Source organism: Parasalinivibrio latis (assembly GCF_036825535.1).
GTDB classification, from domain to species: Bacteria; Pseudomonadota; Gammaproteobacteria; order Enterobacterales; family Vibrionaceae; genus Parasalinivibrio; species Parasalinivibrio latis.
Map to the genome: position 1 here is coordinate 3,154,042 of NZ_CP098812.1, position 12,304 is coordinate 3,166,345.

Below are 12,304 nucleotides of genomic sequence, written 5' to 3' on the forward strand. Positions count from 1 at the left end.
GAATTCGCTGCCATATTATCCGTGATATTCAGTCGCTGCCAAGGCTATTGCCTGTGCGGCTGATATTTGCACAAATGAATTGACAATGCGGGTGAAAAGAGGCATAGTCCTCGGCCTTAAATTGTCACCGATACGAAGATTTGGGAGTTAGACCCTTGGCAAATATCAAATCTGCTAAGAAGCGCGCCATCCAATCTGAAAAGCGCCGCCAGCACAACGCTAGCCGCCGCTCAATGATGCGCACTTACATCAAGAAAACCATCGCTGCTATCTCTGCTGGCGATAAAGAAGCTGCGCAGAAAGCATTCGCTGACATGCAGCCTATTCTGGATCGCCAGGCTACTAAAGGCCTGATCCACAAGAACAAAGCCGCTCGCCACAAGGCTAGCCTGGCTGCTCAAATCAAAGCAATGTAATTTGCTGCGATTGAAGCTAAAAAAACCGGCTATTTGCCGGTTTTTTTATATCTATAATTGCTTCATGCGCAATATAAACTGTGAAGCGTTTCCATAACTTTTCGCGCTTCGTCACTTTTTAGTGAGTAATAGACAGTTTGTGCTTCTTTTCTTGTTTTAACCAGGCCATCACGCCTGAGCCAAGCAAGGTGTTGTGATAGAGCGGATTGACTCAACCCCACTTTCTCACTCATTACCCCAACGGACAATTCCCCTTCCAACAAGTAACACAATATAAACAACCGTCTCTCATTAGCCATCGCTTTAAGCAGCGTCACTGCTTGAGGAGCATTTTGCTCCATCAGTTCTTGATCCATAGTCTTCACCGGAAACAACGTTAAATAGACAACAGCAAAATCGTATTTTTTTTATTCACACGGCGTATTGTTATACATATTTACAATTATAACAATAGGCTATACATGTGGCTGTTGTCTCGATTATGATACTGAGTGCTTTGCATAAGTCTTTGTCAATTAAGACCTATTTAAATAAGTGTGAGAAATCAGCTTCACAAATCCGTTTCACTGCGGGATGTTGTATCATTCGCTCGGCAAATATCACGTAGTACTCTTCCTTCAGCTCTTTGATTTTCAAAAGCTCTCTGACCTGTGTACCAGCAACTTCCTCAGAATAGAAATGTGGTGCTACAAACACCGCGTTCAGGTAAGACCCAAATGCTTTCATCAGTGCCGCATCATCAAATTCACCCAGAATATTTGGTGTGATACCTCGCTGGTCAAACCATTGCAGCAACTTCCGTCCCATCGCAGTACGGCTTCCTGGAATCAGCACTTTTTGCTGCTCCAGGGCTTCAGGGAAGTCAGTCCGCTTTAAGTCCACAGAACCAAAGAAACTCATAGCGCACTCTCCCAGCCTCACACTGTAGAGCCCTGGGCTTTGGGCGCTGTCTACCGGGCAATCAGACAGAATCATGTCCAGTTTGTGCTGGGATAGCTGCTCAAGAAGAAGTTCATGGGTCGATTCAAAGCAGCGAAGGTGAATGGTGTTGTCTTCCGGGAGCACGGCGCCAAGTAACTTACAGACCAAGCGTTTAGAGAGGGCATCAGCCACCCCGACATCAAACAGGATGTTTTCCCGGCTGCTGTAATTGACGATATCAAGCATCTCATAGCTCAGGCCAAACATGCGGTCAGCATATTTGAAGACCATCTGTCCTAAGTCTGTTGGCTCTACATTTCTCCCGGAACGGCGTGTCAGCTTACCATTCAGACGTTCCTCCAGAGCCCGTATCTGCCCGGTTACCGTTTGGGGGGTTAGAAACAGAGCTTCTGCCGCCTTACTGATGGAGCCCTTCTTGCAGACCATCCAGAAATAATAGAGATGGTTGTAGTTGAGATGTGACATGCCCAATCCAAATAAAAACACCGGATCGCAGAATACGCTGCGGATCCGGTGCCTGCAAGTTATCGATTTTGCGGAATATTATGGCGTCACATTTGCGACCTTAACCGGCTTGCGATATCGCTCTCCTGCCCGTTGTTCCAATGCTCGGGACAGAAAGCTGTTTTGCTTGGCTGCGTTTTCAAGTTCCTCAGAGACCGGAGAGCTTTGCTTCAAGCCAGCCATATAGGCTTCGCATACGGCAGATTCTTTACCTTCCAGACAGGCGCTGTAATCCGTCTCTGCAGCAAAAGCCACAGCAGAGAAAAGCAGCCCGCTAGTAACTAATGTTATTGAGCTTTTTTTCATCTTCCTCTCCTTCAACAGCAGCTGTTTTTGGCAGCGACATATTCAGCACCACATATCCAATTACCGCAGACAGTGTCGAGCCAATCAGAATTCCCAATCGGGAATAGGTCATGAATTCATCACTCAGGCCCACAAAGGCCAGGGACGAAATAAATATCGACATCGTAAACCCGATACCACACAGCAGAGACACAGAGAAAATATGGCGCTTGGTGATCCCATCCGGCAACTTGGCAATCCCCATCTTCACTGACAGCCAGCTGAAGAAGAACACACCAATAGGCTTACCAATCAGAAGTCCCAGGGCAATACCCAGTGGCAGGGTATCAGTCAGGTTTGAGAGGGAAACTCCTTCCAGGGAAATACCTGCATTGGCAAATGCAAATACCGGCAAAATCAGGAATGCGACGTAAGGGTGCAGCAAATGCTCCAGCTTTTTAAGCGGGGACTTGCCATCTTTCCCGTCAGCACCACGCAGAGGGATAGCAAATCCAAGCACAACACCCGCCAATGTCGCGTGAACACCCGACTTCAGCACGGACACCCAGAGGATAATGCCCACCAACAGATACCAATTCAGATTGGTGACATTCCGGCTGTTCATAAAGAACAGGAGCGCTGTCGCCGCAAAGGCAATGGTCAGGGCCGTGACAGACAAGTCACTGCTGTAAAACAGCGCGATGATAACGATTACGCCCAGGTCATCGATAATCGCCAGCGCCAGCAGGAAAACCTTGAGCGCGACAGGGACCCGGTTGCCCAGCAGCGCCATCACACCCAAAGCAAATGCAATATCTGTGGCCGCAGGAATTGCCCAGCCACCTCTTGCAACAGGATCAGCAAAATTGAAAAACAGGTAAACCAACGCCGGCACAATCATACCGCCAAGCGCAGCAACAGCTGGGAAGATTGCTTTCTCTTTAGTGTTAAGCGCACCTTCGATCAGCTCACGCTTTACTTCCAGGCCAATAACCAGGAAGAAAATCACCATCAGGCCGTCGTTTATCCAGTGAGAAACTGAGAGTCCCAATACATAGGTGTGGAGTGTCGACTCATACACGCCCTGTAGCGGAGTGTTGGCAATCATCATTGCCAGTGCTGCCGCAATAATTAGAACGATACCGCCAGCAGATTCCAGCTTCAGGAACTGGCGAATTGCATCAGTCATAAAAATGAAACTCCTTCAAAAATATTCTTCATTAAGTGTAGCCAGCGAAATAACTAATATAAAAATCGGTTGTGCTGACCATTTAATTCGGAATTTCCGAAACCAGAGTTCTTTCACAGTGATTTTTTGCGTCGCGAATTGCTTTATCACAGTTAAAAACTCCACCAATAAGAAATTAGGCTCATTATGGAATTCAAATGTGCAACAATACGTATAATTTTAAATTCAATACCAATATATAGACTACTAGATGACCAATATTCGATCTAAATCGACTATTTAATAGTCACTTGAGCAATTATTTCTTCTGTGACACCGCGTGTCATATTTCTGAAATATTAGCTTCCTAACATTCGCCTCGTTGACACAAAACCGACATATTTCTGTCACGGAGCAAATTCATGACTACCCAAACTTCAACGGCTACTGCCCCAGTTTCTATCTCTAACAACTGGGTTCGTTGGGCAGGCCTTGTTGCAATGCTTTACCTGCTGCTGGTTGCAGTGTCTATGGTGGGCAGCGGCTTCAAATGGGCTGTTGGTGAGCAAGCGAAAGAACTGTTTGCATTCGCGTCTCATCCCGTTGCTGGTCTGATGATTGGTATCGTTGCTACTGCACTGATCCAGTCTTCAAGTACCGTTACCTCTATTATTGTAGGTCTGGTAGCCGGCGGACTTCCTGTGGAAACCGCTATTCCTATGGTGATGGGTGCCAACATTGGTACAACTGTAACCAATACGCTGGTCAGCATGGGCCATGCGCGCTGCAAGGACGAGTTCCGCCGTGCGTTCACCTGTGCAACCGTACACGATTTCTTTAACCTCATTGCCGTGGCTATCTTCCTGCCACTGGAAATGATGTTTGGCCTGTTGGACAAGATCTCTGCATGGCTGGTTGCCCCTCTGATGTTTGACGGCAGCCTGAGCATGAAAGGGCTTGATTTCATGGGCCCGTTAACTAAGCCGGTTGTAAGTGGCACCAAAGACGTACTGTCAGTCCTGCCTGGTAACTGGGGCGGTGCGGCACTGATTGTTCTGGGTATCGGCCTTATCTTCCTGTCTATCACTCTGATGGGATCGCTGATGCGCTCACTGATGGTAGGCCGTGCCAAGGAAATGCTGCACAAGGCTATTGGCCGCGGCCCAATCCACGGCATTATGTCTGGTACGCTGGTTACTATCCTGGTTCAGTCTTCTTCAACGACCACCAGCCTGATGGTTCCACTGGTTGGTACCAACGTGCTCAAAGTACGTGATGTTTACCCATTCACTCTGGGTGCAAACATCGGTACCTGTATCACTGCATTGCTGGCTGCTACCGCAGTTACAGGTTCAAACGCTGTGTTTGCCCTGCAAATTGCACTGGTACACCTGAGCTTCAACATTCTGGCTACCCTGCTTATCTTCGGTCTGCCGTTCATGCGTGAACTGCCTTTGAAGTGTGCAGAGATGCTGGGTAACGCGGCGGCAAAATCCAAGATGGCGGTGGTTGCCTACCTGGGGCTGGTATTTATCGTAATGCCGACTGTTGTCCTGCTGATTACCCAGTAAAGCCAACCAAACTGTCAACAGAACGCCCGCACAATGCGGGCGTTTTTGATCGAGAAGACTGAGCAGTCACAGGACAGGCAAACATCACATATACAAAAGCCGGGTCAGTTCATATCGACCCGGCTTTTGTCATCAAAACGGATGCAGCAGAAACGGTTAAATGGCGATAGGTGCTTTGATGGTTTCCGCTGGTTCATAACCTACAATCTCGAAGTCTTCGAGCTTGTAGTCAAAAATAGAGTCTGGCTTGCGTTTGATGACCAGTTTTGGCAGTTCACGTGGTTCACGCTTCAGTTGCTCAAACACGATGTCATCATTGAGGTGGTTGTGGTAGAGGTGAACGTCACCAAATGTATGGACGAAATCCCCAACATCCAAACCACATTGCTGAGCAACCATATGGGTAAACAGTGCGTAGCTTGCAATGTTAAATGGCACGCCCAGGAAGTAATCGGCACTGCGCTGGTACAGCTGGCATGACAGCTTCCCGTCAGCAACATAGAACTGGAACAGGCAGTGACAAGGTGCCAGTGCCATCCGGCCCTCTTCCACGTTAGCCTGCGGGGAAATGCTCTCGTCCGGCAAATCCGCCGGGTTCCATGCCGTGATTATATGGCGGCGGGAATTTGGCTTGGTTTTGATTTGTTCAACCAACTGGCTGATCTGATCCACAGTGGAACCGTCAGGGCATGCCCAAGAACGCCATTGTGCGCCATAAACCGGGCCCAGGTCGCCTCCCTCGGTAGCCCATTCATCCCAGATTGAGACACGGTTGTCCTGCAGGTACTTGATATTGGTGTCACCGTTCAGGAACCACAGCAGTTCGTGGATGATTGCACGGGTGTAGAGTTTCTTTGTGGTCAACAGGGGAAAGCCTTCACTGAGGTCAAACCGCATCTGACGGCCAAATACAGAACGGGTGCCCACACCGGTACGGTCGCCACGGTCACTGCCGTTGTCGACGATATCCTGCATCAAGTCCAGGTATTGTTTCATCTCACGAATTCCATCTATAAAAAATGCGCCTAATAAGGCGCACTTTAACATAATTGCCCCACCATGTGAGTGGGCCATGTCAAGGAGACATTAGTCTGCCACTGGCAATCAGCCCTGAATTTTCTGCGGCTGGCGGTATGCCCAGACCATCATACCCACACCGACTAAAATCATCGGGGTCGACAGGATTTGTCCCATACTGATCCAGTTGTCAAACAGACCAAGTTGCGCATCCGGCTGACGCACAAACTCCACCAGAAAACGGAAGCTACCGTACCCAAGCAGGAACAAGCCAGATACCGCGCCTGCAGGGCGGGGCTTTTTGATAAACCAGTTCAGGATCAGGAACAGGGCAACGCCTTCAAGAATAAACTCGTAAAGCTGTGACGGGTGGCGAGGGAAGGGGCCACCGGACGGGAAAATCATCGCCCACGGCACATCAGTTACCCGCCCCCACAACTCTCCATTGATGAAGTTCCCCAGACGCCCTGCTCCGAGGCCAAATGGCACTAACGGCGCAATAAAGTCTGAGACAGTGAAGAAAGTCCGGTTTGTTTTACGCGCAAACCAGAGCATCGCGGTAATGACCCCCAGCAAGCCGCCGTGGAATGACATTCCGCCGGTCCAGATCTTGAACAGGTACAGCGGATCGTGGATAAAGGTATCAAACTGGTAAAACAGCACATAGCCAATGCGGCCGCCGAGAACCACCCCCATGAAGCCGGCAAACAACAGGTCCCCCACTTCATCTTTTGTCCAGCCACTGCCCGGTTTTTCTGCCCTGCGGTTTGCCAGCCACATGGCAAACAGGAAACCCACCAAATACATCAAACCATACCAACGCACAGCCAGAGGCCCTATCTGTACAAGTACAGGATCAATATGCGGAAATGTCAGAAATCCTTCTGTCATGGATCCAAACCTCGTTTAGAACAGCATTTCGATGCTGACAATCATTAAAAACAGGGCAAATATCTTTTTCACCCAATGTGTGGGGAGTTTGATTGCCAAATGGACGCCAAGTTTCGTTGCCACGACAGAAGTCAGGATTATTCCTGTCAATGCGGGCAAATAAACGTAACCGATACTCCACTTAGGTAAAACCTGCTCACTGTGAAGACCAAGGATAATGAAGCCGGTCATTGCTGAAACGGACAGTACCGCACCAGACAGTGAAGAACAGCCAATAGCCTGGCGCATCGGAACGCCATGGTAACTTAAATAGGGTACGGTCAATGCGCCGCCGCCTATGCCTGCCAGGCTGGCAATCATACCTATAAACCCACCAGCTGCTGCCTGGCCTAACGGGCTGGGCAGGGGGCGGTGACTTTGAACTCTCAATGATACCAGCATCTGAAGGGCCAGGATCAAAACGATGCCACCAAATATTCGCGGCAACCAGGCTGTCGGCAGTAAATCTGCCAGGGTACTGCCGCAGAGCCCTCCGATCAGGACTCCGGGAACCAGAGAGCGAACAACACTGAAACTGACGTTGCCCCTTTTGTAGTGGTTCCGGGCTGATGCAGCAGAGGTCATTACAATACTGGCGAGGGACGTTGCCAGCGCCATAGGCATCACCAGTTGGGGCTCTATGCCGGCATCCGGCAACAACAGGTGCAAGGCGGGAACCACAATAAGGCCCCCTCCAATGCCCAGCAGCCCTGCAAGCACACCAACAATGCCTCCCAGAGCCAAACACTGGAAAAACAGAAAAACTACAGCTTCAGACATGAGAATTATCCGGTCCGTGCACCAGCCCGGACAAAGCCTGACAACGTGTGTCGGTTGAAGAAAGATACCAGAAGCTCCCGAATGCCCTCTGGCGAGTCGCATTGCATGATATCAGAAACCACTGCGTTTACATCCTGAAGACTTAAGTGTCTGAGGATGAACTTGATTCTGGCAACGCTGCGGGTATTCATACTCAATGCCCGGTAGCCCAGGCCAGTCAACACCACTGACCCCATAGGATCACCCGCCAGCTCTCCGCAAACACATACAGGTATCCCCTGTCTTGCAGCCGTTTGCTGTACAGTTTGGAGAGCGGATAAGACGGCAGGATGAAAGGAGTCGTACACATTTGCGACGCGGGCATTGTTACGGTCTACGGCAAGCAAGTATTGAGTCAAATCATTGGTACCGACGGAGAGGAAATCCGCCAGGGGCTTAACCCGGTCAAGCTGGTAAACAATCGAGGGCACCTCAACCATGATACCAATTCTCGGACGTTTGAGGATCTTACCCTGTTGTGCGACAAGCTCCGTTACTTCATCAAATGCCCGGTCGATTAATGCCCTGGCCTCACGAAGCTCGCTAATCCCCGAGATCATTGGCAATAGTATGTCCAGGTTGTCCAGCCCAACACTGGCACGGAGCATCGCCCGGATTTGAATAAGGAAAATCTCAGGGTGATCCAGGGTAAACCGAATTCCCCGCCAGCCAAGGAAAGGGTTATCTTCTTCAATAGCCAGGTAAGGGAGAGGTTTATCCCCGCCAATATCCAAGGTCCGCATTACTACCGGCTTGCCATTGTAGCTGCGAAGGATACTTCGGTAGTGGTGCATTTGCTCATCTTCGGATGGGAAGCTTCGCTGGAGCAAAAATGGGACTTCCGTGCGGTAAAGGCCAACTCCATCAACACCTTCATTGATTGCAATACTGCTGTCTGCACTCAAACCGGCATTCAGGTGTACCTCAATGGTGGTTCCGTCTGACGTACAGGTTTTGCCGGCGAGTGTTTTTTCAACCTGGGAGGTCAGGGAGTCCTCTTCACGCTGGAGCTCTTCGTACTCAGAAACCACATGGGTATTGGGTTTGATAAGCAATTGGCCACTGTATGCGTCAAGGACAGCAGGCTGGCCCATCACCATTTTATGGCGAAACTCCACCCCCATTACAGCCGGAATACCAAGTGCACGGGCCAAAATCGCGGCATGGGAGTTTACCGCACCTTCCTGGGCAACGATCCCGGCAAGTTTATCTCTGGGTATAGACGCCAGCATTGCAGCGTTGATTTCCCGGGCTGCTAAAATAATCGGCTCTTCAAGGTCAAGCTGGTCGTAGTGCTGCTCATCCAGGAAATAAATAAGGCGCTGTCCCAGTTCACGGATATCCGATGCCCTTTCTTTGAGGTAGTCATCTTCCATGCGGGCAAACTGCCTGGCAAAAGTTTCGACCGTATCCCGTACTGCCCATTCAGCGGTCGCCCTGCTATCCACCTTGGCATCGAGTTCCTTACGCAAAAGGGGATCATGGAGCAGGTGGGAGAACAGTTCAAAAATGGCCAGGGTATCCTGCTGCAGATCAGAGTCAAAACGCTTACGGAGCTGGCGGAACTCCGCACTGGCTTTTTCTATTGCCGCCTCAAGGCGATCACGTTCATTGGCAATATTCAGGCAGCTTGAGGGGGCTACATCTTCAAGCTTGGGCTGGGAGTTGTCACACCACACCCGTGCAATTGCAATACCCGGTGAAGCTGGTGCCCCTTTAAGCTGAAGGCTCTGGCCCTGTTTATCCGGCCACAGCCCCTGCGCCCTGGCGTGGGCCAGTACCATAGCAAGCTGAGCCGCAAGCGTAACCAGGAAAGATTCCTCCCCTTCATTGAACTGGCGCGCAACCCGTTGCTGGACAACCAACACACCGAGAATTTCTTTACGGTAAATAATTGGCGCACCGAGGAAGGAGCAAAAATCATCCTCGCCAATACCGGGGAAATGTTTGAATGATTCGTGCGAGCTGGCATTGGCAACGTTCACCAATTCAGCCCGGCGGGCGATAAGGCCAACAAGGCCTTCATCAAACCCGAGGGATATGTGTTCTGAGGTATCCAGCCCCTGACTCGCCATCAGGGTTAAACGCTGGCTGTTCTGGTCTGTAATATAAACAGAGCAACACTCAGTGACCATCGCAACACAGGTGCGGTTAACCAAAGTACCCAGGGCATCCATCAGTGTTGATGAAGATGCGACGCTCTGTACTATGTCCCGCAACTCTGTGAGCATCTAGCCGTTCCTTTTAGCTTTCCTTCGTGCTTTCCTCTCCCGGAAAGGCATTGCCAAGGGGGCAAACTCCTTCATTGCCCTTCGGTAAACCTCCCGCTTGAAAGACACAACCTGACGAACCGGGTACCAGTAACTTACCCACCGCCATCCATCAAATTCAGGTGTTCCGCCACGCTGCATATTCACACGTGACTCTTCACACTCCAGACGCAACAGAAACCATTTCTGTTTTTGCCCAATACAGACAGGCTTCGAGTCCCAACGTACCAGACGCTTTGGTAACTTATAACGCAGCCAGTGACGGCTGGTTGCCAGTATTCTTACATCCTTTTTTGTCAATCCGACTTCTTCGTACAGCTCCCGGAACATTGCTTCTTCCGGGGTTTCCCCTTCATCGATTCCACCTTGCGGGAACTGCCAAGAATGTTGTCCGTATCTTCTTGCCCAAAGCACCTGACCGTGGCTGTTACATATCACTATCCCAACATTGGGACGGTAACCGTCGCCATCAATCACAGGACGCCCTCAATAAAATTAGTTATTAACACTGATTTTTTCACAGATCAGCGGGAATGGTAAACTGCGATCGCCTACTTACTTCATATTTTCGTCGTATAGTTGAGAGTTTTTGGATAAGCCAACGCCGCCAAAGAAGTTATAAACACAAAGATGAGACATAGAGCACATTTATTCACTCTTTCTGTGGATAGATTTGTGAAGAACCTATCCAACATTAACTGAAGTCTTTGTTTTTCAGTCTTTGCTTGCGCCCTTCCGCCAAAGGAAACAACAAATATATCATTATTAATCATAATGATAGATACAAATTACCATTTATTACTAAAGGCCTGTTTTTATCACTCACTGAGAAAAATTCAGATCGGTCAAAGATCCACCACATCACACTTTGTCCACACATGTTGTTTACTTTTACGTCACGGCTTTTGTTTCACCGCCATTTCACACACTTACACACCTGTATATAGATACATGCACTCCAGTCTGATGCACTCTATCCAATATTGCTGTGGATAACTTTGTGAAAGATCCGCGAAAAAGACTGTATGTCATTGCATAAATTACATCCAGCCAACAAGAAAAACTAAATAACCCTTTAAAAACAAACGATTATAATCATCCGTTTTTAATATTAAATAGTTATCCGCCGCATTGTTCAAAGATCGTACAGCGCATAGGAAAGATCATTCTTTCACTCAATCCACCATCCAATTTGGTATGATTTCTATCGGTATTTCCCAACGGGCTCCCCAATGAACAGACCTCAATCAGAACAGGAACTCCTTCAGCGGGCATTGATGATGGCCGGTTTGACATTAGGTGAACTGGCTGCAGAAATAGGTATTAAATGCCCTGAAAACCTGCAAAGGGATAAAGGCTGGGTTGGCCAACTGTTTGAAGTGTTTCTGGGAGCTACCGCGGGCAGTAAACCTACACAGGATTTTGAGGAACTGGGGGTCGAGTTAAAGAGTATCCCGGTTGGCTATGATGGCCGCCCACTTGAAACAACCTTTGTGTCTGTCGCACCATTGACTGGAATACGGGGACTGCGCTGGGAGAACAGCCATGTGCGCAACAAACTATCCCGGGTATTGTGGATTCCAGTCGAAGGGGAACGGGAAATCCCAGTTTGCGAAAGGCATGTCGGGATGCCGATGCTCTGGTCCCCATCACCAGAAGAGGAAGCACAGCTTCGAAGTGACTGGGAAGAACTGCTCGACCTCGTTTCTTTGGGTAAAATTGAAAGTATCACAGCGCATCACGGTGAGTATCTTCAAATGCGCCCCAAAGCTGCCAACAGCCGGTCACTGACTGATGCCGTAGGGGAAAACGGGCAGCCGATCCGCACGCTGCCCCGGGGATTCTACCTTCGGAAAACGTTCACAGAGCAACTGCTGAAACGTTATTACGCATAACACTCAGAGGCTGATAACCATATCTTCACGGCACTCCGGGCCTTCTCCTGGCCCAAATTCATCATAGGGGTCGGTGAGCCGCAAGGTAACAGTTTCAAAACCAAACTTCTTAAGCAGTTCCCCGGCTTGATCGACGGTATCAAAGTGCATAACCTCTCCGTCATCTGAACGGAGAATTTCAAGCTGATGCTTTACCTCAACCTCTACCATATACTGTGATTGACCGGCGTGACTGACAAGGAAACAGCCGGGCATCGGGCCTTCATGGGCTTTTAACCAGAGTTTTAACTGCTTTAACTTCATCCTGCATACCTCTTTTCACTCCCTGAATATTTCAGTTTAGTGCATTTAGTACACCCTGTTTACTCAATAGTGACCAATATCAATTCAGGTGTATTAAGTCTTGATTCACTTCCATTTACATATAAGTATCTAAAGAAGTGCTGGAATAAATCAGTTCCGCTAATTTATCGGGGTACAAGGAGCG

Annotated in this window: 13 protein-coding genes; 3 read left to right on the top strand and 10 right to left on the bottom strand. The window is 49.2% G+C overall.

Annotated features, from left to right (window positions below):
• Positions 1–155 precede the first annotated feature (155 nt).
• Entirely contained in the window at positions 156–416 is a 261-nt protein-coding gene (rpsT, locus tag NF212_RS14335) for a 30S ribosomal protein S20 (RefSeq protein WP_054672024.1), read from the top strand.
• A gap of 62 nt (positions 417–478) precedes the next feature.
• Here the strand turns inward: rpsT and NF212_RS14340 are convergent, their stop codons facing one another.
• From NF212_RS14340 to nhaA, 4 genes are all read right to left on the bottom strand, one after another.
• On the bottom strand, positions 479–772 hold the full coding sequence (locus tag NF212_RS14340; protein WP_434356758.1) for an ArsR/SmtB family transcription factor: 294 nt from the start codon (positions 770–772) through the stop codon (positions 479–481).
• Between the two features lie 166 nt (positions 773–938).
• A complete protein-coding gene (gene nhaR / locus NF212_RS14345) occupies positions 939–1,823 on the bottom strand; it encodes a transcriptional activator NhaR (protein ID WP_434356760.1) in 885 nt (294 codons plus the stop codon).
• A gap of 78 nt (positions 1,824–1,901) precedes the next feature.
• A complete protein-coding gene (locus tag NF212_RS14350) occupies positions 1,902–2,168 on the bottom strand; it encodes a hypothetical protein (protein WP_434356762.1) in 267 nt (88 codons plus the stop codon).
• Complete coding sequence (gene nhaA / locus NF212_RS14355; RefSeq protein WP_434356764.1) at positions 2,137–3,336, bottom strand: Na+/H+ antiporter NhaA; 1,200 nt, start codon at positions 3,334–3,336, stop codon at positions 2,137–2,139. Before nhaA ends, NF212_RS14350 begins: the two co-directional genes overlap by 32 nt.
• A gap of 401 nt (positions 3,337–3,737) precedes the next feature.
• On the opposite strand from nhaA, the gene NF212_RS14360 reads away from it, so the two are divergent.
• Entirely contained in the window at positions 3,738–4,886 is a 1,149-nt protein-coding gene (locus tag NF212_RS14360; protein ID WP_434356766.1) for a Na/Pi symporter, read from the top strand.
• A 156-nt stretch (positions 4,887–5,042) separates the two neighbouring features.
• Here the strand turns inward: NF212_RS14360 and NF212_RS14365 are convergent, their stop codons facing one another.
• The 5 genes from NF212_RS14365 to rppH all read right to left on the bottom strand — a co-directional run bounded on the left by NF212_RS14365 (position 5,043) and on the right by rppH (position 10,399).
• Complete coding sequence (locus NF212_RS14365) at positions 5,043–5,882, bottom strand: thymidylate synthase (protein WP_434356768.1); 840 nt, start codon at positions 5,880–5,882, stop codon at positions 5,043–5,045.
• Positions 5,883–5,990: 108 nt separating this feature from the next.
• A complete protein-coding gene (lgt, locus tag NF212_RS14370) occupies positions 5,991–6,794 on the bottom strand; it encodes a prolipoprotein diacylglyceryl transferase (protein WP_434356770.1) in 804 nt (267 codons plus the stop codon).
• 15 nt (positions 6,795–6,809) lie between these two features.
• Positions 6,810–7,613 (bottom strand): sulfite exporter TauE/SafE family protein, encoded by an 804-nt coding sequence (locus NF212_RS14375; RefSeq protein ID WP_434356772.1) that lies wholly within the window; start codon positions 7,611–7,613, stop codon positions 6,810–6,812.
• Between the two features lie 5 nt (positions 7,614–7,618).
• The gene (ptsP, locus tag NF212_RS14380) at positions 7,619–9,883 is read right to left on the bottom strand and encodes a phosphoenolpyruvate--protein phosphotransferase (protein WP_434356774.1); all 2,265 of its coding nucleotides are present in this window, start codon (positions 9,881–9,883) and stop codon (positions 7,619–7,621) included.
• Positions 9,884–10,399 (bottom strand): RNA pyrophosphohydrolase, encoded by a 516-nt coding sequence (gene rppH, locus NF212_RS14385; protein ID WP_434356776.1) that lies wholly within the window; start codon positions 10,397–10,399, stop codon positions 9,884–9,886. It abuts the gene before it with no gap.
• A 755-nt stretch (positions 10,400–11,154) separates the two neighbouring features.
• On the opposite strand from rppH, the gene mutH reads away from it, so the two are divergent.
• Positions 11,155–11,817, top strand: coding sequence for a DNA mismatch repair endonuclease MutH (mutH, locus tag NF212_RS14390; RefSeq protein ID WP_434356778.1), 663 nt, complete (start codon positions 11,155–11,157; stop codon positions 11,815–11,817).
• A gap of 3 nt (positions 11,818–11,820) precedes the next feature.
• Here mutH and NF212_RS14395 read toward each other — a convergent pair whose 3' ends face one another.
• Positions 11,821–12,120: a DUF6482 family protein gene (locus NF212_RS14395; protein WP_434356780.1), complete on the bottom strand. Its 300-nt coding sequence runs from the start codon at positions 12,118–12,120 to the stop codon at positions 11,821–11,823.
• Between the last annotated feature and the right edge of the window lie 184 nt (positions 12,121–12,304).